The organism is Streptomyces tubbatahanensis (assembly GCF_022699385.1).
Lineage (GTDB): Bacteria > Actinomycetota > Actinomycetes > Streptomycetales > Streptomycetaceae > Streptomyces > Streptomyces diacarni.
In genome coordinates, this window is record NZ_CP093846.1 from 1,256,763 (window position 1) to 1,279,616 (window position 22,854).

Sequence of the window (22,854 nt, forward strand, 5' to 3'; positions counted from 1 at the left end):
TCCCTGGGGCTGAGAGACTGACCCCATGGACAACACCCACCCCCCGGTCATCCTCGACGTGTGGTGCGAGCTGCAGTGCCCCGACTGCCATCGGTCCGTCAGCGACCTGCGGGCCCTGCGCGCACGGTACGGCGACGCGCTGGAGATCCGGCTGCGGCACTTCCCCCTCGAGAAGCACAAGCACGCCTACGCCGCCGCGCAGGCGTTCGAGGAGGCCTACGAGCAGGGCAGCGGTGACGCCTACGCCGAGGCGGTGCTGGCACGCACCGCCGAGTTGGGCGAGCGGGGCGAGGAGTTGCTCGTGGAGGTGGCCGGAGAACTCGGCCTGGACACCGGCGAGGTGGAGTCGGCGCTGATCGACGGCCGGCACCTGCTGGCGGTGGACGCCGACCAGGCCGAGGGAAAGGCGATCGGCGTGACCGGCACTCCGACCTACGTCATCGGCGGGGAGCGGCTGGACGGCGGCACGAGCCAGGAGGGCCTGCGGGAGCGCGTCGAGGAGATCACCGACCGGCTCCTGGCGGGCTGAACCGCGCCGCTACGAAAGCTTCTTGACGTAGAACCGCTCGGCCGTGCGGTAGCCGAGCGAGGTGTAGAGCCGCACGGCGGGCGTGTTGTCCGTGAAGACGTTCAGTCCGAGGCGCGGGGCGCTCCGCTGGAGGCACTCGTGTTCCGCCACCGTCATCAGTGAGCGCCCGTGCCCCGCTCCGCGCCGTGCGGGGTCGACGTTGACGTCGAAGACCCAGGCGTCCACGTCGCGGCGGGGCAGGGCGGTGAAGGCCAGCCACAGTGTGCCGACGTCGGCGCCCTCACAGGTCAGGACGCGGAGCGCGACCCCCTGCGTCGCGGCGCCCTCCGGCAGCCTCGCGCGCCGGGACGCCTCGGCCCCGGCCGCCGCCTGGGCCCGGGTGAGGCCGCGGTCGATCATGCCGCCGACGTACGTCGCGTCGGACGCCTCACACCACGCCGCGAACTCCTCGTCCCGCAGCGGTCTGTCCTCGCTGCCTGGCGGCAGTGCGGGGCGCTCGCGCAGCTCCTTGATCATGTGCCGGCTGCGCTCCGCGTAGCCGAGAGCGGCCGACAGGTGGTCGCCCGGGGCCCGTTCCCCGGCCGCCGCCGCGCTGTGGGCCTCCACGTGGGTGCAGCCCCAGCCGCGCAGGATCTCTTCCGCTGCCAGGGCCGCGACGGTGGCCCTGCCCCGCCGCCGGTCCCCCTCCTCGACGTGGAGGTGCTCGATCGTGCCGAACGGGGGCCCGGAGTCGCGGGGCCCGAGGAGCGTGAGGGCTCCCACCGGGCGGGTGTTGACGCGGATCTCGTACGCGCGGTGGCGTCTGCCCTCGGCGTCGCGGCCTTCGGGCCCGGTGGGGCGCAGGGTTGTCGTCACGCCCCGGTTCTACCCGCCGACGCGGGGTACAGCCACCGAATTCACGGGTCGATGTCGGCCGCCGAGCGCTCCTCGAAGACCCGCATCGCCTTGCTGGTCACCGGCCCCGGCGCGCCCGCGAGGGCGCGCCCGTCCAGCCGGGCGACCGCCTGCACGTCGCGCAGGCTGGATGTCACGAAGATCTCCTCGGCCCTCTCGAGCGCCTCCATGGGCAGCTCCGTCTCCCGTGCGCCCGTCCATTCGAGGACGAGGGCGCGGGTGATGCCCGCCAGGCAGCCCGACGTCAGCGGCGGGGTGTGCAGTTCGCCGTCGAGGACGAGGAAGACGTTGGAGCCCGTGCCCTCGCACAGCTGTCCGTGCGTGTTGGGGAACAGGGCCTCGGTGGCGGCCTGTTGCCTGGCGCGTGCCAGCGCCACGACGTTTTCGGCGTAGGAGGTGGTCTTCAGCCCGGTGACCGCGCCGCGCTCGTTGCGGGTCCACGGGACGGTGACGACGGAGGTGGCGTCCGGCCTGCGGGTGGCCTCACCGAGTGCGACGACGAGCGTCGGGCCCGCGTCGCCGCGGTCCGAGCCGAGCGGGGAGAGGCCACCCGTGTAGGTGATCCGCAGCCGGCCGTAGGGCATCGGGTTCGCCGCGACGACCGCCTCGCAGGCGCGGCGCACCTCGTCCAGGTCGGGCTCGGGAAGGCCGAGACCGCGCGCGGAGGACGCCAGCCGGTGCAGGTGCCGGGTGAGGGCGAAGGGGGTGCCCTCGGCGGTCTTGACGGTCTCGAAGACGCCGTCGCCGACCGTCAGTCCGTGGTCGAGCACGGAGACGTTCGCGCTGTGGGCGTCCCGCAGGCCGCCGTCGAGCCAGATCTTCACTGCTGTTCACCTCAGGGAGCCCGAAGGGACCGCTTCGTCACCGCGCGCGCCTGGTCAGGTGCTTTTGCGCACGCTCCCCGGCCGTGGCGCGGTCCTGTCTTCCTCGTACTCCCCCGACGCTACCGCGAGCAGCCGGGAAGCCTTCAGCTCGGTCTCCCGCCACTCCGCCTCGGGGTCGGAGTCCCAGATGATCCCGGCGCCCGCGCCGAAGCGCAGCAGGGCGCGCGGGTGCTCGCGCTCGATCCAGAACGTCCGTATGCCGACGGCCAGCTCGCCGACGCCGCGGTCGGCGTCGACCCACCCGATACCGCCGGTGTAGGGGCCGCGCGGCGCCGCCTCCAGCGCGTCGATCAGCCGCAGCGCGCTCGACTTGGGCGCGCCGGTGATGGATCCGGGCGGGAAGGTGTCCTCCAGCAGCCGTGCCCACGGCCGCTTCGCGTCCCTGGGCAGTTCGCCGCGGACGGTGGAGACCAGGTGGACCAGCCCGCGGTACGGCTCGGCCGAGCACAGCTCGGGGACGGTGATGGAGCCGGGGACGCAGACCCGGCCGAGGTCGTTGCGGACCAGGTCGGTGATCATCACGTTCTCCGCCCGCTCCTTGTCCCCCAGATCGGCCGCGGAGCGCCCCGTCCCCTTGATGGGCCCCGACTCGACCGCGCTGCCGTCCCTGGCCAGGTACAGCTCAGGCGAGGCGGTGGCGATCTCGATGCCGTGGGCGGGGAGGCGAACGGTTCCGGCGTGGGCCGCGGGGGTGCCCTGGGCGAGCCGGGCGGTGAGCTGGTCGATGTCGCAGGCCCGCGGGGACGGGTCGGGCAGCGGCGCGGACAGGACGCGGCAGAGATTGACCTGGTAGACGTCGCCGGTGGCGATCGCCGCGCGGATTCGCCGCACCCCGTCCGTGTACGCCGCGTGATCGAGGGAACTCACCCAGTCCTGTGGTGCCGGTCCGCGCCAGCGCCCCGGCACCGGCTCGGGCAGGGGCGCGGCGCGTACGTCTCCAAAACGGGCGCAGCGCAGGCCACCCTCGTAGTCGGCGACCACGGCCCACCAGCCCGTCGAGTCGAGGGCCTCGGGGTCGCTGGTGACGTCGCGCAGGTCGGTGGCGAGGCGCCCGCCCAAGCGGGCGAGCGGGGTCAGATCGGACACGGCGCCGAGTCTATGGGGGCCGCCCGGCGGCCACGCTGCGGAAACGGAATTTGAGCTGGCCCGGGAATCCGCTAAAGTTCAACACGTCGCCGCGGCACGCAAGTGCTCCGGAGACGAGGCACCCGCCAGGCCACCATCGCGTGCGGGCGCCTGCGGACGTGGCTCAGTTGGTAGAGCATCACCTTGCCAAGGTGAGGGTCGCGAGTTCGAATCTCGTCGTCCGCTCGATGTGGGGGATCCTCCCGGGACCCCCGCACTCGGTGGAGTGGCCGAGAGGCGAGGCAACGGCCTGCAAAGCCGTCTACACGGGTTCAAATCCCGTCTCCACCTCCAAGGACGATTAGCTCAGCGGGAGAGCGCTTCCCTGACACGGAAGAGGTCACTGGTTCAATCCCAGTATCGTCCACCGGTCCGCGAGGACCTCGGGGCTCTTGCCTGCCCCACGCGCGGTTAGCTCAGCGGGAGAGCGCTTCCCTGACACGGAAGAGGTCACTGGTTCAATCCCAGTACCGCGCACGGACGATTAGCTCAGCGGGAGAGCGCTTCCCTGACACGGAAGAGGTCACTGGTTCAATCCCAGTATCGTCCACCAGATCCTGAAGAGGGCCCCGGCCGGTCGGCCGGGGCCCTCTTCGTGCTCTCGCCCGGCAAGAGCGCGGGTTCAGGAGGAGAACAGCATCCGTCCGAAGCCCCCGTGACGGCCGTGGTGCCCGTGGTGGCCGTAGTGCCCGTGCGAGCCGTGGTGCGGGGCGCCCCAGGCCGGACCCGACGGGTACGCCTGCCCTGCGGGCGGCGGCGGAGGTGCGGACTGCGTCCACTGCGCCTCCATCCTGGTGAGGGCCTCCAGCTCACCGTAGTCGAGGAAGATTCCCCGGCAGTTGGCGCACTGTTCTATCTGCACGCCGTTGCGGTTGTACGTGTGCATGGGCGCACCGCACTTCGGACACATCATTCGCCTGCTCCCTCTCTGACCCGTGCCCGGCGGCCCAGAGCCGGCCTCGGACGCCGACCGGTTTCCGCCGGGCGGGCACCACCCTACGGCCCCTGGGGTGCGGGGAGTTCGGCCTGGGCGGCAACGGCGGCCATCCGTGCGCAGGCGGCCACGCAGGCCTCCTCCGCCTCGTCGAGCACACGGTCCGCGGCACGCGCCTTGGCGATGCCGAGCGCGGCGCTCTGCACCGTCAACGCGCGTGCCGGCGCGTCCAGCCGCGGCCACGGGTCCGCCTGTGCGAGCCCTCCCCGGAAACCGGCGGCCCGGACGGTGCGCACGTAGGAGCCGAGGAACCGCTCCCACTCCTCGGGCGCGAGAAGCCCGGTGGCGTACCAGCAGGCGGGCCGGGCCAGATCCCAGGCCGGATCACCGAGGCCGAGGTCGTCGACGTCGATGAGGTGCCAGTCCCCCGTGCCGGCCGGGTGGCGGACCAGCTGCCCCAGGTGGAAGTCGCCGTGGCAGACCGCGGCGGCACGGGGCGGCGGCTCCTCGCCGCGGCACCAGGCGGGCAGCGACGCCCACGCCCCCTCCACGGTGCGGGCCGCCGCCGCGAGGGCGCCCCCCGGGGCGCTGCGCATGCGGGCGAGAGCCCGTGCCGCCTTCGCCGGGCCCCGCATCGGCGGCAGGGGCCCGGGAAGCCGGCCGGGCGCCGGGAGGGACACCGCGTGCAGCCGGGCCAGCAGGCTGCCCGCCGCCTCCCAGGGGGCCGCCCCGGGGTCGGCCGGGTCCACGGGGCTCCCGTACGGCCAGACGCTGGCACTCCTGCCGCCGGGCAGCTCGACCGGACCGCCGTGCCGCAGCGGGGCGAGCAGCACGCCCGCGTACGGCTCGGCTGCCGCGACCCCGAGCCGGACGGCGAGCGCCCCGGCCTCCGCGTCCGGATCGTGCGCCTTGGCGACGCGGTTCCCGACGCGTACGACCGTCGCGTCGGCCCGTTCGGCCAGCACCTCACCGTCCATGGCGCCCACCAGCCGGGCGAGCGCCCTGCGCAGCGCGGGGTCGGCGGCCTGCTGATCGGGTATCGGCACGGCAGCCCCTTCGGCGACGGAGAACGCCACAGCCTACGGTCCGCCGCCCTGCCGCGGTGCGGCGCACCTCGTCAGCCAGGGCCCACGCCGCGGTGCGAGGGACCCGCTCAAGCGCCGCGCGCCGTCACAGCGCGGAGGGCGCCATTACAGCGTGGAGGGCGCATTACAGCGTGGAGGCCCGGGCAGCTCCCCAGCCGCCCGGGCCTCTTGCCGTCCGCCGCACCCCCGTCCCCACGGGGCTGTAACCACCGGAAGTCCCCGACCCGGTCCGCTCCACCGGGCCCGGGGCCCGCTCAGGACCCCAACATTCCGGCAACGGACGACGCCTGTTCCAGGACCGTCCGACCCCAGCCGGAGACCAGCCCGAGGAGGAGGGCGAGCGGCAGCACCATGGCTGCTGCCACCAGCGGATGGCGCCGCCCGCCGGGACGGGTACCCGGGCCGGCCAGTGCCGTCGGCTTCCCCTTCCCTGCGGGCGCCGTGCGCCCGGCGGTGTGCGCCATGATCCGCTCCTGTCGTCGTGTGGGGCGGCGGACGTCTGACCTCGGGGGACGAGTGCTGCGTCCGCCGCTTGACCACCACATTAGGCACCGGCGTGACCTGCGGCGTCATGCGCGCGTACCGACTCCGGGGCCTCCCGCAGGATGACGCCGAGCCGCGCCGCGTACTCCCCAGGGTGGAGGCACCGGCCGGTTTCCCGGGGTCTTCCCCCAGGGGGTATCGCAGGGGCGCGCCTCCACGGGTGAGTTCGCTCACTCCGCGGTGCGGAACTCGGGCCCGTCCCGCCCTGCCGCGGGGCGGGGACACGGCGGGACCGGCGGGGTCGCGGGGCCCGGCCCGGATGCCGCGGGCGCCTTCCGCCGTGCCGGCTTTCGCCCCGTCAATCCCCGTGCCAGGACGACGGCTTGGGGGCGGCGCGGCAGGGCGCGCGGGCGCGCGGTCACGGCGCGTTGTGCTGACTGACCACCGTCCGCTGTGCCCTGACATTCCGTCTGGCGCCGCGTGCGCGGCCTATCGTCGCCACGCGGCGGCAGTCCGTAAGCTGTCGTCGTCAGACGGACCGGTCAGCCGGTGGGCCTCCCACCGGGCGCCGGAGGCGGGGCCCGCCCCGCCGGACACCGGAGGTAGGGAACGGACATGGCGATGATGCGGCTCCGGCGAGAGGACCCGCGAGTCGTCGGCTCGTTCAGGCTCCACCGCCGTCTGGGGGCCGGCGGCATGGGCGTGGTCTACCTCGGTTCGGACCGGCGTGGCCAGCGGGTGGCGCTGAAGGTGATCCGCCCGGATCTCGCCGAGGACCAGGAGTTCCGCTCCCGCTTCGCGCGGGAGGTGTCGGCCGCACGGCGCATCCGCGGCGGGTGCACGGCCAGGCTGGTGGCCGCCGATCTGGAGGCCGACCGCCCCTGGTTCGCCACCCAGTACGTGCCGGGGCCCTCGCTGCACGACAAGGTGACCGAAGGCGGGCCGCTGCCCGCCTCGCAGGTCGCCTCGATCGGGGCCGCGCTCGCCGAGGGGCTGGTCGCCGTGCACGAGGCGGGGGTCGTGCACCGGGACCTGAAGCCGTCGAACATCCTGCTCTCCCCCAAGGGCCCGCGCATCATCGACTTCGGCATCGCCTGGGCGACGGGGGCCAGCACCCTCACCCACGTCGGTACCGCCGTCGGGTCTCCGGGGTTCCTGGCGCCCGAGCAGGTGCGGGGCGCGGCGGTGACCCCCGCGACGGACGTGTTCGCGCTGGGCGCGACGCTGGCGTACGCGGCGACGGCGGACTCCCCGTTCGGGCAGGGCAGTTCGGACATCATGCTCTACCGGGTGGTGCACGAGGAGCCGCAGCTCGACGAGGTGCACGCGGCGCTGGCTCCCCTCGTCCACGCCTGCCTCGTCAAGTCGCCGGAGGACAGGCCGAGCACGTTGCAGCTCTCGCTGCGGCTCAAGGAGATCGCGGCGCGCGAGGCGCGCGGGCTCTCCGACGGCGGTGAGGCGGCCGGGCTGGGCGGGGCCGCGGGCGCAGGACGGCCGGGTGCCGGTGCGCGCCCGGTGCCCGGCGGGCGGCGGGAGCCGCTGTCGGCCGAGCGGCGGGCCCGCGACCACGCGCAGCAGCGGACCCAGCGGGACGGCTCGGCCCGTGGACGTGACGGGGGGACGGGCGCGCCGCGGGCCGCCACTCCGCGCACCGCCCGTGCGACGGGGGCGGGATCCGCCCGCTCGCGGATGTCGCGTCCCGCGCGGGACGCCGGTTATCCGACGGGGAGCGGGGGGCGCCAGGCACACGAACGGGTGGTGCGCCGCCCCGCGGGCCCCCCGCCGCCCCGCGGCGCGGAACGGGGCGGCACGGAGCGGATCGGGAGCGGCCGTGCCACGGGCGCACGGCAGAGCGCAGCGCGCGGCCCCCGCCAGGAGGGCGGCGGCCGTCCACGGGCGGGGCTCAGCCCGGCGGCCCGCAAGCGGCGGCTGCTGCGCCAGCGGCTCATCGTCTTCGTGGTGGTCACCCTGCTGGTCGCCCTGGGGATCGCCGCGGCCCAGGGCTGCGAGGGTCCCACCCGCGGCCTGGGCCACGTCACCGAACGGGTGTCGGCGGCCTCGCCGTCGCCCACCGCGGAACGGTGAGGGCGTCCCGCCCGCTCCACCCGCTCCGCGCTACCTCGCTATCGCGTAGAAGGCGACGGCGGCGGCCGCGCCCACGTTGAGGGAGTCGACGCCGTGGGCCATCGGGATGCGGACCCAGTCGTCGGCGGCGCGCAGGGCGCGCGAGGTCAGTCCGCTGCCCTCGGCGCCCAGCATGAGCGCCGTTCGCCGGTCGCCGCCCGTGGCCACGGTGTCGACCGGGACGGCCTTCTCGTCGGGGGTGAGCGCGAGTAGTTGGAACCCGGCGTCCCGCACCGTCTCCAGACCGCGCGGCCAGCCGGTCAGGCGCGCGTAGGGAACGGCGAAGACGGCGCCCATCGACACCTTGACCGAACGGCGGTAGAGCGGATCGGCGCAGTCCGGTGAGAGCAGTACGGCGTCCATGCCGAGGGCCGCGGCGCTGCGGAAGATGGCGCCGATGTTGGTGTGGTCGTTCACCGACTCCATGATCACGACACGGCGGGCGCCGGCCAGCAGCCCCTCCGGGGTGGGCAGTGGCTTGCGCTGCATGGAGGCGAGGGCGCCACGGTGCACGTGGTAGCCGGTGACGCGCTCGGCCAGCTCGGGGCTGACGGCGTAGACGGGGGCCGGCACCTCGTCGATGACGTCGCCCATGGTGTCGAGCCACTTGGCGGAGAGCAGCATCGAACGCATCTCGTACCCGGCGTGCAGGGCGCGGCGGATGACCTTCTCCCCCTCCGCGATGAACAGCCCCTCGGCCGGCTCGCGCCTGCGGCGCAGCTCGACGTCGGTCAGTCCCGTGTAGTCGGCGAGACGGGGGTCGTCGGGGCGCTCGACGGTGACGAGCTTGTCCGTCGACGGTTGCTGGGGTGTTCCGGGGGAGGATGCGGTAGCCACGGGCCGATACTGCCTTGTCGCGCTCGAAGTGCCAATGTGTCGTTACCGCCGCGTACGGCATGGGGCGGTGGCGGTGGCCCGCCCCGGGTCAGGGGCCGGGGGAAGGGGACGACGGGGTCAGGGGCGGCGCTCCTCGGCCGCCTCCGACGCGTAGACCTGGCGGAGCAGGTGGTTGAGGCGGGTGCGGTCCCGAGCGCTCAGCGCACGCAGGAGCCGGTCCTCCTCGGCGTTGGCCGCGCCCGCGACGGCGGCCACGAGGGCGCGTCCGGCTGCGGTGAGGAGGACGACACGGCGGCGGCGGTCGCCCTCGTGCGCGCGCCGCTCGATGAGGTCACGGGCGGCCAGCGCGTCCAGCACCGCCACGACGTTCCTGGCGTCCACGGCCACGAGCCGGGCGAGCTGCCGCTGGCCCACCGGCCCCTGCTCATCGAGCGCCACCAGGAGCGTGTACTGGCTCTGGGTGAGCCCGTGTTCGCCGAGGAAGACGCCCCACGAGCGCGCCACCAGGGAGCCGAGCCGGGCCAGGAGGAAGCCGGTCCCCCGCTCGTAGGCGGGTCGCTCCCGCGGGCTCGGCTCCTGTGCGCTCGACATGATGACACTGTAACAGTTAGACATGCCTCATGTCTTTTAGTAGACATGCCACATGTCTATTGAGCTGAGTCATCAGCAGGTGACGCCCGCAGCCGATCCCGCACTGTCGCTCCACGTCGTGACGGCGGGCCCGCCGAGCGGCAGGCCGTTCCTGTTCCTGCACGGCTGGCCCGAGTCCTGGCGCAGCTGGCAGGACGTCATGAGCGCCGCGGCGGCCGAGGGAGCACGGGCCATCGCCGTCGACCTCCCCGGCATCGGCGACTCGGCTCCCCTCACCACGGGCACGCCGAAGCGCGCGGGCGCGCGAAAGCCCGCGGGCGCGCCGAAGCCAGCGGGCGCGCCGAAGCGCCGGCTCGCGCAGGCCGTGCACGCGCTCGTGCACCACCTCCGGCTCGACGACCTCACGCTCGTCGGCCACGACGCGGGCGGCATGGTGGCGTACGCGTACCTGCGGCAGTACGGCGACCTCGGCCGGGCCGTCGTCATGAACACCGTGATCCCCGGCGTCGACCCGTGGGACGAGGTGCTGCGCAACCCGTACATCTGGCACTTCGGCCTGCACGCCGTGCCCGGGTTGCCCGAAACCCTGGTCCAGGGGCGGCAGGCCGCGTATTTCGACTACTTCTACGACATCCTCGCGGCCGACCCCGCCCGCCTCACTCCGCAGGCCCGGGCCGCACACGCCGCCGCCTACCGGAGCGAGACGGCGCTCGCCGCCGGGTTCGACCTCTACCGGAGCTTCCCCTCCGACGCCCGCGACAACGCCGCCTCCGCCGCGGCCGGGCCCGTCGAGACCCCGATGCTGTACCTGCGGGGAGACGGCGAGGGCGGCGACCTCACCGCCTACGCGCGGGGTTTCCGCCGCGCCGGGGTCACGAACCTGACGACCGCCCTGCTGGCCGACTCGGGCCACTTCGCACCGGAGGAGGTGCCCGAGCAGGTCTGGCGGCACCTGCGCGACTTCGCCGCCGAGGGGGCCTGAGAGGGCGTCCGCACGGCGGACACCCGCACGACTGGCACTCCGCGACAGCCGGCGGAGCGCGGGTTCACGGGTTCACGGCGACGACGTCGCCGATGACGACGACCGCCGGAGGGCGTACGCCCTCGGCCGCCGCCCGCTCGGCGGCCGTGGCCAAGGTGGCGTCCACGCGGCGCTCCGTGGCCATGGTGCCCTCCTGGATCATGGCCACCGGGGTGTCGTCGGACCGGCCGTGGGCGCGGAGAGCGGCGGCGATCGCGCCGAGGTTCTCGACCGCCATCAGGAGAACGAGCGTGCCGCGCAACCTGGCGAGCGCGGGCCAGTCCACCAGCGAGCGGGGATCGTCGGGTGCGACATGGCCGCTGACCACGGTGAACTCGTGGGCGACGCCCCGGTGGGTGACGGGGATGCCGACCGCGCCCGGCACGCTGACGGAGCTGGAGATGCCGGGCACGACGGTGACCTCGACGCCCTCGGCGGCCAACTGCTGGGCCTCCTCCATGCCGCGCCCGAAGACGAAGGGGTCCCCGCCCTTGAGCCGTACGACGGACCTGCCCGCCTTGGCGTGTTCGACCAGGGCGGCGTTGATGGCCTCCTGCGCCATGGCGCGGCCGTAGGGAATCTTCGCGGCGTCGATGATCTCGACGTGCGGCGGCAGCTCGTCGAGCAGGTCGCGGGGGCCGAGCCGGTCGGCGACGATGACGTCCGCCTGAGCCAGCAGCCGCCGGCCCCGCACCGTGATCAGGTCCGGATCGCCCGGGCCCCCGCCGACCAGGGCCACGCCCCCGGTGCGGGGACCGCGCTGCCCGGTGACGAGGGTGCCGTCGCCCAGACGGGCGACGATGGCGTCGCGTATCGCCGCCGACCTGCGCGGGTCGCGGCCCGCCGCGCCGTGCACCCCGCTGGTGAGGACGGCGACGGTCAGGCCGTCGCTGCGGCCGGTCGCCGGCGTCCAGGCGGTCCCCTCGTCCGCGTCGTCGGCCCGTACGCACCAGACGCGCCGCGCTTCGGCTTCCGCCGTGATGGCGGCGTTGACGGCCGGATCGTCGGTGGCGGCCAGCGCGTACCAGGCCTCGGCCAGATCACCCTCCCGGTAGCCGCGGCGCTCCCAGGTGATCTCCCCGCCGGTGACCATCGCCTCCACGGAGGGCGTCACCTGCGGGGAGACGACCGTGACGTGCGCGCCGGCCGCCAGCAGAGCGGGCAGCCGGCGCTGGGCGACGCCACCGCCGCCGACGAGCACGACCCGGCGCCCGGCCAGGCGGAGTCCTACGGGGTAGGCGGGGGTGGCGACGTCGCCGGGGTTCACAGGCATCGGGGACGGCATCCTTCTCGGGGTCGGGCCGACTCGCGGGGCCGAGCCGACGACGAGCCGCTGCGGCGGTGGAGCGGCCGGGACGGAGGGGCAGGGGAACAGCCTATGCGGAGCCGGACGGTGCGGCTGTTCCGCAGGTCACGGACGGGCCGCCCACCCGCCACAGAGCCCGGTCGGCACGGTCGCGCATCGGGCGGCACCGCGTCGGGCGGCACCGCTGCGGGCGGGGCTCCTCGGAAGAAGGACTCCCCGCCCGGACGGTGAAGTTCAGCCCTTCTCGGTGACGCCCGCCCCGTCGAACGTGGCCACCTCGTGCATGGCACGGGCGGCGCTCTGCACCATCGGCAGCGCGAGCAGCGCGCCCGTCCCCTCACCGAGCCGCAGGTCGAGATCGACCAGCGGGCGCAGCCCCAGCTTGGTGAGGGCCGCGACGTGGCCGGGCTCGGCGCTGCGGTGCCCCGCGATACAGGCGGCCAGCGCCTCGGGCGCCACCGCGCGGGCCACCAGCGCCGCGGCACCGGCGCTGACGCCGTCGAGGATGACGGGCGTCCGCAGCGAGGCGCCGCCCAGGATGAGGCCGACCATCGCCGCGTGCTCCAGCCCGCCGAACGCCGAGAGCATCCCGATCGGATCGGCCGGATCCGGCTGGTGCCGCTCCAACGCCCTGCGGACGACCTCGACCTTGCGCGCGTGCGTCTCGTCGTTGATGCCCGTTCCACGCCCGGTGATCTCGGCGGGGTCCGCTCCGGTGCAGGCCGCGATCAAGGCGGCGGACGCCGTGGTGTTGGCGATGCCCATCTCGCCGGTGAGCAGCGCACGGTTGCCCGCCGCCACCAGGTCGCGCGCCGTCTCGATGCCGACCTCCAGCGCCCGCTCGACCTCTTCGCGGGTCAGCGCGGGCCCTGCCGTCATATCGGCCGTACCGGCACGGATCTTGCGGGGCAGCAGGCCCGGCCGCGCGGGGAGTTCGGCGGCCACGCCGACGTCCACGACGCAGACCTCGGCGCCCACCTGGTTGGCGAACGCGTTGCAGACCGCGCCCTGGGACAGGAAGTTGCTCACCATCTGCGCGGTGACCTCCTGCGGCCACGGCGTGACGCCCTGCGCGTGCACCCCGTGGTCCCCGGCGAACACCGCGACGGCGGCAGGCTCGGGAATCGGCGGGGGGCACTTGCGCGAGAGGCCGCACAGCTGCGCGGAGATGATCTCCAGCATGCCGAGCGCGCCGGACGGTTTCGTCATCTGCTTCTGCCGCTCCCACGCCTCGCCGAGCGCCTTGGCGTCCAGGGGGCGGATGGTGCCGAGCGTCTCGGCGAGCATGCCGGTCGGCTCGGCGCCGGGCAGCGCACGCCGTCCGTACGACTCGTCGTGCACGACCCAGGAGAGCGGACGCCGCTTCGACCAGCCGGCCTGCATCAGCTCCGGCTCGTCGGGGAATTCGTCGACGTACCCGACACACAGGTACGCCACGACCTCCAGATGCTCCGGCAGTTCGAGGGCGCGCACCAGCTCGGGCTGGTCGAAGAAGCTGACCCAGCCCACGCCCAGCCCCTCGGCCCGCGCCGCCAGCCACAGGTTCTCGACGGCCAGCGCGGAGGAGTACGGCGCCATCTGCGGCTGCGTCTGACGGCCGAGCGTGTGCCGGCCACCGCGCGTGGGGTCCGCGGTCACCACGATGTTGACCGGGGTGTCGAGGATCGCCTCGATCTTCATTTCCCTGAACTTCTTCGCCCTGCCCTTGGGCAGCGACTTGGCGTAGGCGTCACGCTGCGCCTCGGCCAGCTCGTGCATCCTCCTGCGGGTCTCCTCCGACCGGATGACCACGAAGTCCCAGGGCTGCGAGTGGCCGACGCTGGGCGCGGTGTGTGCCGCCTCCAGCACGCGCAGCAGCACCTCGTGCGGGATCGGGTCGGACCGGAAGCCGTTGCGGATGTCCCGCCGCTCCCGCATCAGCCGGTGCACGGCCTCCCGTTCCGCCTCGGCGAACCCGGGAGCGGCCTCTCCCTCCGGGACCACCGGCCCCTCCTGGAGTCCTTCCGGTGGGCCTTCCTGGAGGCCTTCCTGCGGCAGAACGCCACCGGACGACTCGGGCCCCGCCGCGGCCGCGTCGACCTCCTCGTGCGTGGGCGCACCGGCTTCCCTCGCGGTGGCCTCGGCACCCTCGGTGCCGGCCTCGGCGGCGACGGCGGGAGATGCGGCCTCGGCGTCGGAGGGCACGACCTCGTCGGTGGGGGCCGCGGTCGGTGCCGCGAGGACCTCGGCGTCCGGGCCGGGCACCTCGTGCGGTGCGGGCTCCGCCTCGACGGCGGGGTGCCGCACCTCTTCGACGGGCTCGGCGGGTGCCGTCGCTTCGGTCGCCGCCGAGTCGGCGTACTGGCCGGAGGGATCTGCGGGCACGGGCACCGCGTCTTCCTCGGCTCCCGGCGCCTCGACTGCCGCACCCGTTCGAGGCGACTGGCCGCGCACGGACGTTTCACCGCTCTCGGACACGGCGGCGGGCGCCTCGGCAGGGGCGCTCTCCTGCTGCTGGAACTGTGACTGCGGGTGCGGCGCCACCGGGCCCGAGGACTCGGAAACCGGCGCGTCCGTACCGGTGTCGGCGGCGGACGCGGGTGCCGTGGTCTGCTCGGGGATACCGGCGGAGTCCTGCGGGGGCTGCGCGCCGGTCTCCTGGCTCGCGTCCTGGTTTATCGGCGGTGTCCCGGACGAGGCCTGCGCGGCGTCGCCCTGCTGCGTCGCCTGGGGCTCGCCCCCCTGCGCGGGCACAGTCGCCAGTCCGCCCGGCTGGGTCTCCTGGCGCGGCCCGGGCACGGTCGGATCGCCGGGAGCGGGAACGGCAGCGGCCTCGACGGGTGCCTCCGCCTCGGCGGCCTCGGCGACCACCTCGGCCTCGCGCGCCGCGGTCTCCCCGCGCGCACCCGTCTCGTCGGCCGCGACCGCCTCGCCGGCTGCGGCCGCCTCCCCTGGAACCGGAACCTCAGCCGACACGGGCGCCTCGGCGGGCACGGACGCCTCGGCGGGCGTCGGGACTTCGGTCGGCTCCGGAACGTCGGCCGGTGCCGAAGCCCCGGTCGATACCGGGACCTCGGCGGGGGCCGGGGCCTCAGCAGGGAGTGGGGCCTCAGCGGACGCCGAAGTTCCGGCGGACACGGGCTCCTCGACGGACGTCGGGGCCTCCGCGGGCACCGGAACCTCAGCAGGCGCCGAAGTCTCGGCGGAGTCGGAGCCGTCCGCAGGGGCGGAGCCGTCCGCAGGGGCGGGGGCGTCCGCAGGGGCGGGGGCGTCCGCGGCAGCCGGGGCATCCGCCGTGGGTGAGGTCTCGGCCGGAACCGGTACCTCCTCAAGGGTCCTGGCTCCGGCAGCCGTCACCGCTTCGGCCGGTGCCTCGTCCACCGCCGGTTCCTGCGCCTGCTGCGGCGCGGGAACCGACGCCCCTTCGGCCTCTGCGGGTGCGGGTGCGGCCGTCTCGGCCGTCGCCTGAGAGGCTTCACCGTCCGACGCCTCGTGCCCCGGTTGCTCGGGCCGCTCGACCTGCTCAGGCTGCTCGACGTGGTCCGGTTGTCCGGGGTGCTCGGGCGGCAGTTGACCGAGTTGCGGACCCGGCAGCGGCTCCTCGTCGACCGGCGCACCCGCCGGGCCCGTGGGCGCGGGCTGCGCAGGCGCCTGCGGCTCGGTGGGCTGTTCGGACGTCGGCTGACCCTCAGCGGCCTGCGGATCCGTGCCGGCGGCGGCGCCCGTACGGCCTGACGGGGCGCCTTGCACAGGAGCGGCCTGCGCGGCGGAGGCCTGCGCGGCGGGGCGCTCGGACAGCGGGCGTACGGTGCCGGACTGCTCGGGCACCGGCGGCCCGAGGTGGAGGGGGCGGCGCGTCCCGTGGGGCGGGGTGCTGTGGGTGGACGCCTGGGCGGCGTGCGGCTGCTGGGACGGGCGTACGGCGTTCACGTCGAGGGCGTCCGCGTCGCGGCCGTCGGTCTCGTGCGGCCCGGGCACGGCTGCCGCTTCGCCCTCCGGCTGCGGCGCGGCCCCCTCCTCGGGCTGAGCAGGCTGCGGTGCGGCAGCGCTCGCAGCACTCTCCGAGTGCGCCACCGGGACATCCTCCCCTGCGGGCTGTTGCCCCTCCGACCCGTCCGACTGCGGCTGCGGCTGCGGCTGTCCCTGCGTCTGCGGGTCGTGGGGAGTCGGGGCAGCGTGCGGGTCGGCGGCCTGCGGAGGCGCGCCCTGTCCCGGCTGGGCGTACGCCACCTCGTAGGCGGCTTCCGGCGGAACGTGTCCGGGCTGCGCGTAGGCGTCGTACCCGTTCGCCGCGTAGGCGTCGCTCGAGCCGTACGCGAGGTCTGGCGGGTATCCGTTCTGCGGGTATCCGTCCTGCTGGGGCAACTGGCCTTCGGTGAACGGCTGCTGCGCCGCGTAGGAGCCCGCCTGGCCGTGCGGGTCGTACGTCTGCCCGTAGGTGTCGGGCGGGGGCATCGGGCCGGGCTGCTCCGCCTGTGACTGGGGCGTCGGCTGCGCCGGGTCCTGGGCGTAGTGCTGGGTGTGGCCGTTGTCCTGCGGGGCTCCGGGGCCGGCCGGCGCCGGCTGCTCGCTCCATGCGCCCTGGGCGGAGGGCATCAGCAGAAGGTCCTCTTCGTCGTGGGTGGCGTGGGGGCCGTGGGGAGCGTGGGCGCCGTCCCGTGTCCCGGCGGCTGCCGGGTCGGTGAGGGGGTAGGCGCCGGGCGCCGGGACGTCCGGCCGGCTGCCCGGTTGCTGCCCGCCTGCGTTCTCCGGCAGCCCCTCACCCGGGATCTGACCGGTGTCTGTCATGCGTTCCCCTCGCGCATCGCTGGTGCTCCTTCCAACCCGGCGGACGGGCCGCCGCGCCCCGTAGATGAAGAACGAGCACGCACTCCGTGCGGCACGTGCCTTTCGCCTACACCATTCGGACAATGACGGACGAAGCGTCAACCCCGAACGGTGGCACAACAGTCCATCAGCCTACCCGTCGCCGAGCGCCGCTCCGGCCACGGGTGGGAGAGAAACCGCACTTCGCCGGGGTTCGTCCGGCACGCGTCACAGGGGTTTCAGATACGGACACCGGACAGCAGAAAGACAACGGCCCGTTCGGTTTCCGCCCAGTGCGCCGTCTCCAGTTCGACGGACTGGAGCAGGGCGCACTCGACGGCGTAGCCGCGTTCGGTGAGCGCCCTTCCCAACTCCTCCGCCTCGTCTCTGGTGGAGGCGTGCGTGACGATGCGCGTGGGGCGGCGGTCGGCGACCGCGGTGACGGTGACCGCTCCCCCGCCGCCGACCCGCACCACGTCGGGCTCGGGCAGGTCCTGGAGGATGTGCGGAGCCAGGCCGTGCACGGTCTCCAGTTGGACGCCGAAGCGCCGCGCGGCGGCGTAGCCGTGGGCGCAGGCGTCCGCGTCGCTGTCGACGGCGATGACGGCGGCCCCGAAGCGTGCCGCCTCGACCGCGAAGGCACCGCTGCCCGCGCCGATGTCCCACACCAGGTCGCCGACGCGCGGCCCGAGGCGGGCGAGTTGGGCGGCGCGCAACTGCACCGACTCCCCTGCCCGTGGCGGGGTGCCGCTGCTCGCGCCGGCGTACTCGGCGACCGGCAGCGCCCAGCCGCGTACGGCCGGCGGGTAGCCGACCTCGTGCCCGGCGAGCCAGGCGGTGCCCTGGGGCGCGCCGGTCTCGGCCCCCGCGCCGGTACCGCCGACGACGATGACGACGTTCGGGTCGCGCCAGGTGTGGTCGGCGACCTTGTCCGAGGTGAGCACGGTCATCTGTTCGCGCTCGGTGCCCAGCGCCTCGCAGATGACGAAGGTGCGGTGGACACCTTCGAGCAGAAGGGCGAGCTCCGCGGGCCCCGCGCCAGGCGAGGTGAGGACGGCGACCTTCTTGTGGGCGCGGCAGACGTTGACCGCGCGGCGCAGGGTGCGGCTGTTGGCGACGACGAGTTGTGCGTCGTCCCAGGGCATCCCGGCGCGCGCGAACGCGGCGGCGATGGCGGAGACGGCGGGCACGACCTCGACCTCCAGGCCGTGCTCGGGGGCGCGCAGGGTTCGTACGACACCGAAGAAGCCGGGGTCGCCGTCGGCGAGGACGACCGCGGAGCCGCGGTGACGGGCGATGCGCCGGGCGGCGAGGGTGGCGCTGCCCAGGCGGATGCGTTCGGCGTGCGGCGGGACCTCGGGCAGTGCCAGGTGGTGCGCGGCACCGGCGACGAGGGTGGCCGCGGCGAGAGCCGAGCGGGCGGCGTCGGTCAGCGGCGAGCCGTCCCACCCGATCACCGTGACGCGGTCGGCCATGCTGGGGGTCTCCTGGCTGGTTCGTGCTCATCGCAGGTCGGGGCCCACTGAGGGTACCCCCTCACGCGGAAGGCGCGGTTTCGCGCGTCCGCGGGGCCCGGCCCGTCACCGGGCGCGGTGGCCGCGGGGCGCTCCCGCGCCGGCCGGCGAGCCTGCGAGGCGGTCCTTCACCAGGCGTGCGGCTCCAGCTGCTCGAAGGTGCCGTCGAGGTCCTCGGGCAGCAGGCTCCAGATGATCAGGTCGGTGCGGAGCTCCGCCCAGCCTCCCTGCTGGGGGTCGGGGCGGTCCGTCGCGGGGTCCTCCCAGCCTCCCTGGGTCTCCGGCAGGCCGTGGGGCACCGGGCGGTCCCGCTGCCCCTCGTGCGGCGGGGCGCCCCAGTTCTCGGTGCGGGTGCGCGCTATCCAGGCGTTGCGCAGCACGCCTTCGCTGATGCAGCCGAGTTTCTGGGCGACCTGCTGCGCCGCGGTGTTGTCGGCGGCGGTGCGCATCTCGACGCGCTCGAACTTCTGGTCCTGGAAGAGCCACTGGGCGAGCGCCAGCAGCGACTCGGAGGCGTAGCCCTCGCCGCGGGCCCAGGAGGCGGTGGCGTAGACGGCTTCGGCGGAGCGCACCCGCCAGTCGGTGCCGCGCAGTTCGACGGAGCCGACGAGCCGCTGGGTGAGGAGTTCGGTGACGGCGAAGACGATGCCCTCTCCGCCGGTGCGCAGCGCGGGGGCGCGGCGGGTGACGAAGTCGCGGGCCTCGGTCTCGGTGTAGGGGTAGGGCGACGTCATCCAGGCGGTGATCTGGTCGTCGGCCATCATGGCGGTGAGCGCGGGGACGTCCGCTTCCTCGAACGGGCGCAGCACGAGCCGGTCCGTGCTGATCGAGATGTCCGGGAAGGTCGAGGTCATGCGCCGCTCCTACACGTCGGGGTGCACAGCATGCAGCATCGGCACCGTGATGTGCAGCGCCGGACCCCACTCGACGGGAGGGGCCCGGCGCCGATGAGAAGACTTGTCGACACGGGGACTCACCCCGGTTCAGGCCGTGGGGTTCACGATCCCACATGCCCGAATGCGGGTTCGATGGCCCCCTTGTACTTCTTCTCGATGAACTCCTCGACCTGCGGGGAGTTGAGCAGCTTGGCGAGCTTCCTGATCCGCGGGTCGTCCTGCTCGCCGTCCTTGACCGCGAGGAAGTTCGCGTACGGGTTGCCCTCGACCTTCTCCGCCGCCAGCGCGTCCTTGGCCGGGTTGAGGTCGGCGTCGACCGCGTAGTTGCCGTTGACGACGGCGGCGTCCACGTCGTCGAGGGCGCGCGGGACGGCGGCGGCCTCCAACTCCTTGAACGTGAGCCCCTTCTTGTCCGCGATGTCGCCCAGGGTGGCTTCCTGACCCGCGCCCGGCTTCAGCTCGATGAGGCCGTGCTTGGCCAGCAGGTGCAGAGCCCGGCCCTCGTTGGTGGAGTCGTTGGGGACGGCGACGGTGTCGCCGGAGCCGAGGCCTCCCAGGCTGCCGGCCTTCTTGGAGTAGAGGCCCAGCGGCTCCAGCTCGACGTTGACGACCGGCACGATGTGCGTGTCGTTCTTCTTGTTGAAGTCGTCCAGGTACGGCTTGTGCTGGAAGAAGTTGGCGTCGACCTCGCCGGACTCGGTGGCCGTGTTCGGCACGACGTAGTCGTTGAACTTGCGGATGTCGAGGTCGATCCCCTCCTTCTCCGCGAGGTTCTTCTCGACGTACTCCAGGATCTCGGCGTGCGGCGTGGGGGACGCGGCGATCCTGAGCGTCTGCTTGTCGCCTCCGCTCTGGCCGATGCCGTAGCCGATCAGCGCGAGCGGCAGGACGACCGCGGCGGCGAGCGCCACGGTGCGGCCGCGGCCGAGGCGGGCGAGTCGCTTGCCGGCGCCGCCGTCGGCGGCGGAGCCACCACGAGCCGAGGCAGAACCGCTCCGGCCCGCAGCCAGCAAACGCACCACCGCGTCGCCGATGATCTGGACGGCCGTGACGATGACGATCAGCGCGACCACCGTGGCGATCATGACGCTGGTCTCGAAACGCTGGTAGCCGTACTGCACGGCCACCGAGCCCAGCCCGCCGCCGCCGACGGTGCCGGCCATCGCCGAGTAGCCGATCAGCACGATGACGGTCGTCGTCAACCCGGCGACCAGGGACGGCAGAGCCTGCGGGAGCAGCGCCTTGAAGACGACGGTGGGGGCGCCGCCGCCCATCGCCTGCACGGCCTCCACCAGGCCGCGGTCCACCTCGCGGACCGCCGTCTCCACCAGCCGTGCGAAGAAGGGGATCGCGCCGATGGCGAGTGGCACGACGGCCGCCGTCGAGCCGACGGACTGGCCGACGACGAAGCGGGTGAAGGGGATGAGGGCGATCAGCAGGATGATGAAGGGCAGCGATCTGCCGACGTTCACGACCGCGCCGACGACCTTGTTGACCAGCGCGTTGTGCAGCATCCCGCCCTTGTCGGTCAGGACCAGGAGCACACCGAGGGGCAGCCCGCCCACCAGTGCGATCAGCGTGGACCAGCCGACCATGTAGAGGGTGTCCCAGAACCCCTGGAACAGCAGCGGCTGTATCTCCGACCAGCTCACTTGGCACCCTCCTCGACGAGTCCGGCGTTGTCCTGGGGCTCCGCCGCGACGGGCGCGACCTCCGCGACGTCCGCGACGTCCGCGACGTCCACCGTGAGCCCCTGCTCGCGCAGGAAGCCGATCGGCACGACGTTGTCGTCGAAACTGCCGGGCAGCTCGATGCGCATCCGCCCGACCTGCTTGCCCGCGACGGTGTCCATGGCGGCGCCGAGGATGGAGATGTCCACGTTGTAGGTGCGCGACAGCTTGGAGATCACCGGCTCGGTGGTGGTCTCCCCGTGGAAGGTGACGTCCACGACCGTGCGGTCGTCGGCCGAGGGGGTGCCGCCGACGGGGAAGAGCTCGCGCGCCAGCTCGGAGCCCGGGGTGGCCAGCAGCTCGGGGACGGTGCCCGACTCGGTGATCCGTCCCGACTTCATCAGGGCCGCCGAGTCGCAGACCGCCTTGACGACCTCCATCTCGTGGGTGATCAGCAGGACGGTCAGGCCCAGCTGCTCCTTGAGGTCGCGCAGCAGTCGCAGGACGGAGCGGGTGGTCTCGGGGTCGAGCGCGGAGGTCGCCTCGTCCGAGAGCAGCACCTTGGGGTCGCCGGCCAGCGCACGGGCGATGCCGACGCGCTGCTTCTGGCCACCGGACAGCTGCGCGGGATGAACCTTGGCGTGCTCGCCGAGGCCGACCAGTTCGAGCAGCTCGTGTGCCTTGCGGGTGCGCTCCTGGCCTGAGTGGCCGAGGATCTCCAGCGGCAGTTCGACGTTGCCGAGCACTGTGCGCGACGACAGCAGGTTGAAGTGCTGGAAGACCATGCCGATGCGGGCCCGCGCCCTGCGGAGCTCCTTGCCCGCGCGCTTGCCGCTGCCGGCGAGCGCGGTCAGCTCCTGCCCGTCGACGGTGACGGTGCCCGAGGTCGGGCGCTCCAGGAGGTTGACGCAGCGGATGAGCGAGGATTTCCCGGCGCCGCTCTGGCCGACGACGCCGAAGACCTCGCCCTCGCCTACGTGGAGATCCACGCCGTCCAGTGCGGTGACCTCGCGGCCAGGGGTGCGATAGACCTTCGTGAGGTCCGTTGTCGTGATCACAGAAACATCCGTGGGTGTCGGTGGGGTGAGCGCTTGGGTGGGTGCCGTCCGGGAGCGCGCGGGTCCGCACGCGGGCGCAGTGGTCCCGCCGCCGCGCTGGTGCGGCGTGCGGGCGCGGAGGGACCGCAGTGCGGTGGAAGGTGGCTCTCCGCCTGCGGGCGGGGCGCGCGGGCTCGTGACTCGCTTCGGGGCGCGAGTCGCCTCGGTCAGCTCAGGCGGGGGCCCTCAGCGGGCACACATTCGCCGCGCGGTGGGCGGCGTACAGGCCCGCGGGCGCAGACAACGAGCACCGGGCGCCCAGGTCGCCTCGGTCGCGCAAGTGCGGCAGCTCGTCGTGTTCATGGTGCTCAGTAAACCAGATGGGGCGGTCGCGACGGAGACCGCTGTCCGCATGCCGGACGCCGCCGTGGACACCACCCGCCGGTGCCCGCTCCCGCTCAGTCCCCTGCGACGACCGTCACACCCGCGTCCGTGACCTGCGCGGCCACCGCGGCCAGGTCCTCCACCACGACGTCGGCCACCAGCTCCTCGCGCGCGTGCGTTGTGGCCAATGCCACGGTCCGCATGCCCGCGCCGCGGCCCGCCGTCAGCCCCGCGGGGGCGTCCTCGAAGACCACGCAGCGGGCCGGGTCAGCGCCCAGCTTCCGGGCCGCCAGCAGGTACGGCTCCGGGTGCGGCTTGCCGTACGTGATGTCGTCGGCGGCGATGACCAGCGGCGCCTCGATACCGACGACCCTCAGCCGCGCCTCGGCCAGCTCGCGGGTGGCCGAGGTGACCACGGCCCAGCTCCCCTCGGGCAGCGAGGCCAGCAGCTCGACGGTGCCGGGCAGCGCCACAACCCCGCCACTGGGCACGTCCTCGACCTCCAGCCGCTCGATGCGGGCCAGCGCCTCGGGCACGCGCGCGGCCGGCAGCAGGTCGCCGACGATGTCGGCGGCGGGCCGCCCGTGCAGCTCGACGGCGGCGAAGTCCTCCGCGCCGATCCCGTACTCGCGCGCCCACGCGGTCCAGCAGCGCTGGACGGACTCCATGGAGGAGAGGAGGGTGCCGTCGTTGTCGAACAGCAGGGTCGCGGGGGCGTCGAACTTCATGCCGGGCAGCGTACGGGGGGCCTCGGG

Annotated in this window: 18 protein-coding genes, 5 tRNA genes and 1 pseudogene; 8 read left to right on the top strand and 16 right to left on the bottom strand. The window is 74.1% G+C overall.

What is annotated here, in order from left to right:
- Nucleotides 1–25: 25 nt before the first annotated feature.
- Nucleotides 26–529, top strand: coding sequence for a DsbA family protein (locus MMF93_RS05360; protein WP_242749912.1), 504 nt, complete (start codon nucleotides 26–28; stop codon nucleotides 527–529).
- A 9-nt stretch (nucleotides 530–538) separates the two neighbouring features.
- Here the strand turns inward: MMF93_RS05360 and MMF93_RS05365 are convergent, their stop codons facing one another.
- Genes MMF93_RS05365 through MMF93_RS05375 form a run of 3 tightly spaced genes read right to left on the bottom strand, consistent with a single transcriptional unit; the run spans nucleotide 539 to nucleotide 3,393 of the window.
- A complete protein-coding gene (locus MMF93_RS05365) occupies nucleotides 539–1,384 on the bottom strand; it encodes a GNAT family N-acetyltransferase (RefSeq protein WP_242749913.1) in 846 nt (281 codons plus the stop codon).
- A gap of 41 nt (nucleotides 1,385–1,425) precedes the next feature.
- Complete coding sequence (locus MMF93_RS05370) at nucleotides 1,426–2,247, bottom strand: aminotransferase class IV (RefSeq protein ID WP_242749914.1); 822 nt, start codon at nucleotides 2,245–2,247, stop codon at nucleotides 1,426–1,428.
- A gap of 54 nt (nucleotides 2,248–2,301) precedes the next feature.
- Nucleotides 2,302–3,393: a chorismate-binding protein gene (locus tag MMF93_RS05375; RefSeq protein ID WP_242749915.1), complete on the bottom strand. Its 1,092-nt coding sequence runs from the start codon at nucleotides 3,391–3,393 to the stop codon at nucleotides 2,302–2,304.
- A 152-nt stretch (nucleotides 3,394–3,545) separates the two neighbouring features.
- On the opposite strand from MMF93_RS05375, the gene MMF93_RS05380 reads away from it, so the two are divergent.
- The 5 genes from MMF93_RS05380 to MMF93_RS05400 all read left to right on the top strand — a co-directional run bounded on the left by MMF93_RS05380 (nucleotide 3,546) and on the right by MMF93_RS05400 (nucleotide 3,985).
- A tRNA-Gly gene (locus MMF93_RS05380) sits at nucleotides 3,546–3,618 on the top strand.
- 34 nt (nucleotides 3,619–3,652) lie between these two features.
- Nucleotides 3,653–3,726, top strand: a tRNA-Cys gene (locus MMF93_RS05385).
- A gap of 1 nt (nucleotide 3,727) precedes the next feature.
- Nucleotides 3,728–3,799 (top strand) — tRNA-Val (locus MMF93_RS05390).
- Nucleotides 3,800–3,837: 38 nt separating this feature from the next.
- A tRNA-Val gene (locus MMF93_RS05395) sits at nucleotides 3,838–3,909 on the top strand.
- Between the two features lies 1 nt (nucleotide 3,910).
- Nucleotides 3,911–3,985 (top strand) — tRNA-Val (locus MMF93_RS05400).
- Between the two features lie 69 nt (nucleotides 3,986–4,054).
- Here MMF93_RS05400 and MMF93_RS05405 read toward each other — a convergent pair.
- The 3 genes from MMF93_RS05405 to MMF93_RS05415 form a co-directional block, all read right to left on the bottom strand.
- Nucleotides 4,055–4,345 (bottom strand): TFIIB-type zinc ribbon-containing protein, encoded by a 291-nt coding sequence (locus MMF93_RS05405; RefSeq protein ID WP_242749916.1) that lies wholly within the window; start codon nucleotides 4,343–4,345, stop codon nucleotides 4,055–4,057.
- Between the two features lie 83 nt (nucleotides 4,346–4,428).
- Complete coding sequence (locus MMF93_RS05410) at nucleotides 4,429–5,412, bottom strand: phosphotransferase family protein (RefSeq protein WP_423835355.1); 984 nt, start codon at nucleotides 5,410–5,412, stop codon at nucleotides 4,429–4,431.
- A gap of 293 nt (nucleotides 5,413–5,705) precedes the next feature.
- Complete coding sequence (locus MMF93_RS05415) at nucleotides 5,706–5,915, bottom strand: hypothetical protein (RefSeq protein WP_114020588.1); 210 nt, start codon at nucleotides 5,913–5,915, stop codon at nucleotides 5,706–5,708.
- A 634-nt stretch (nucleotides 5,916–6,549) separates the two neighbouring features.
- On the opposite strand from MMF93_RS05415, the gene MMF93_RS05420 reads away from it, so the two are divergent.
- Complete coding sequence (locus MMF93_RS05420; RefSeq protein ID WP_242749917.1) at nucleotides 6,550–8,019, top strand: serine/threonine-protein kinase; 1,470 nt, start codon at nucleotides 6,550–6,552, stop codon at nucleotides 8,017–8,019.
- Between the two features lie 30 nt (nucleotides 8,020–8,049).
- Here MMF93_RS05420 and MMF93_RS05425 read toward each other — a convergent pair whose 3' ends face one another.
- Nucleotides 8,050–8,895 carry a TrmH family RNA methyltransferase gene (locus tag MMF93_RS05425; RefSeq protein ID WP_242749918.1) on the bottom strand — a complete coding sequence of 282 codons (846 nt, stop codon included), beginning with the start codon at nucleotides 8,893–8,895 and terminating at the stop codon, nucleotides 8,050–8,052.
- Between the two features lie 117 nt (nucleotides 8,896–9,012).
- Entirely contained in the window at nucleotides 9,013–9,486 is a 474-nt protein-coding gene (locus tag MMF93_RS05430; protein WP_242749919.1) for a MarR family winged helix-turn-helix transcriptional regulator, read from the bottom strand.
- A gap of 52 nt (nucleotides 9,487–9,538) precedes the next feature.
- Between MMF93_RS05430 and MMF93_RS05435 the strand changes: the two genes are divergently transcribed.
- Nucleotides 9,539–10,468: an alpha/beta fold hydrolase gene (locus tag MMF93_RS05435; protein WP_242749920.1), complete on the top strand. Its 930-nt coding sequence runs from the start codon at nucleotides 9,539–9,541 to the stop codon at nucleotides 10,466–10,468.
- 64 nt (nucleotides 10,469–10,532) lie between these two features.
- Here MMF93_RS05435 and cobA read toward each other — a convergent pair whose 3' ends face one another.
- The 8 genes and pseudogenes from cobA to MMF93_RS05475 form a co-directional block, all read right to left on the bottom strand.
- Complete coding sequence (cobA, locus tag MMF93_RS05440; RefSeq protein ID WP_242749921.1) at nucleotides 10,533–11,780, bottom strand: uroporphyrinogen-III C-methyltransferase; 1,248 nt, start codon at nucleotides 11,778–11,780, stop codon at nucleotides 10,533–10,535.
- Between the two features lie 267 nt (nucleotides 11,781–12,047).
- Nucleotides 12,048–16,580: a nicotinate-nucleotide--dimethylbenzimidazole phosphoribosyltransferase gene (gene cobT / locus MMF93_RS05445; RefSeq protein WP_242749922.1), complete on the bottom strand. Its 4,533-nt coding sequence runs from the start codon at nucleotides 16,578–16,580 to the stop codon at nucleotides 12,048–12,050.
- Between the two features lie 257 nt (nucleotides 16,581–16,837).
- Nucleotides 16,838–18,073 (bottom strand): precorrin-6y C5,15-methyltransferase (decarboxylating) subunit CbiE, encoded by a 1,236-nt coding sequence (gene cbiE, locus MMF93_RS05450; protein ID WP_242749923.1) that lies wholly within the window; start codon nucleotides 18,071–18,073, stop codon nucleotides 16,838–16,840.
- A gap of 167 nt (nucleotides 18,074–18,240) precedes the next feature.
- The gene (locus tag MMF93_RS05455; RefSeq protein WP_242749924.1) at nucleotides 18,241–18,966 is read right to left on the bottom strand and encodes a GNAT family N-acetyltransferase; all 726 of its coding nucleotides are present in this window, start codon (nucleotides 18,964–18,966) and stop codon (nucleotides 18,241–18,243) included.
- A gap of 143 nt (nucleotides 18,967–19,109) precedes the next feature.
- Nucleotides 19,110–19,919, bottom strand: a complete 810-nt coding sequence (locus tag MMF93_RS05460; protein WP_423835576.1) for a MetQ/NlpA family ABC transporter substrate-binding protein — start codon at nucleotides 19,917–19,919, stop codon at nucleotides 19,110–19,112.
- Between the two features lie 75 nt (nucleotides 19,920–19,994).
- Nucleotides 19,995–20,660 (bottom strand): annotated as a pseudogene (locus tag MMF93_RS05465) (methionine ABC transporter permease); the annotation flags it as partial.
- The gene (locus MMF93_RS05470; protein WP_242749925.1) at nucleotides 20,657–21,736 is read right to left on the bottom strand and encodes a methionine ABC transporter ATP-binding protein; all 1,080 of its coding nucleotides are present in this window, start codon (nucleotides 21,734–21,736) and stop codon (nucleotides 20,657–20,659) included. The pseudogene MMF93_RS05465 and the gene MMF93_RS05470, both read right to left, overlap by 4 nt.
- A gap of 437 nt (nucleotides 21,737–22,173) precedes the next feature.
- Nucleotides 22,174–22,827, bottom strand: coding sequence for an HAD-IA family hydrolase (locus tag MMF93_RS05475; RefSeq protein ID WP_242749926.1), 654 nt, complete (start codon nucleotides 22,825–22,827; stop codon nucleotides 22,174–22,176).
- Nucleotides 22,828–22,854 lie beyond the last annotated feature (27 nt).

Coding starts and splice junctions, on each gene's coding strand:
- MMF93_RS05420 (WP_242749917.1), top strand. CDS start 6,550: ATGGCGATGATGCGGCTCCGGCGAGAGGACCCGCGAGTCGTCGGCTCG.
- cobA (WP_242749921.1), bottom strand. CDS start 11,780: ATGCCTGTGAACCCCGGCGACGTCGCCACCCCCGCCTACCCCGTAGGA.
- MMF93_RS05455 (WP_242749924.1), bottom strand. CDS start 18,966: ATGACCTCGACCTTCCCGGACATCTCGATCAGCACGGACCGGCTCGTG.
- MMF93_RS05430 (WP_242749919.1), bottom strand. CDS start 9,486: ATGTCGAGCGCACAGGAGCCGAGCCCGCGGGAGCGACCCGCCTACGAG.
- cobT (WP_242749922.1), bottom strand. CDS start 16,580: ATGACAGACACCGGTCAGATCCCGGGTGAGGGGCTGCCGGAGAACGCA.
- cbiE (WP_242749923.1), bottom strand. CDS start 18,073: ATGGCCGACCGCGTCACGGTGATCGGGTGGGACGGCTCGCCGCTGACC.
- MMF93_RS05435 (WP_242749920.1), top strand. CDS start 9,539: ATGTCTATTGAGCTGAGTCATCAGCAGGTGACGCCCGCAGCCGATCCC.
- MMF93_RS05475 (WP_242749926.1), bottom strand. CDS start 22,827: ATGAAGTTCGACGCCCCCGCGACCCTGCTGTTCGACAACGACGGCACC.
- MMF93_RS05360 (WP_242749912.1), top strand. CDS start 26: ATGGACAACACCCACCCCCCGGTCATCCTCGACGTGTGGTGCGAGCTG.
- MMF93_RS05415 (WP_114020588.1), bottom strand. CDS start 5,915: ATGGCGCACACCGCCGGGCGCACGGCGCCCGCAGGGAAGGGGAAGCCG.
- MMF93_RS05405 (WP_242749916.1), bottom strand. CDS start 4,345: ATGATGTGTCCGAAGTGCGGTGCGCCCATGCACACGTACAACCGCAAC.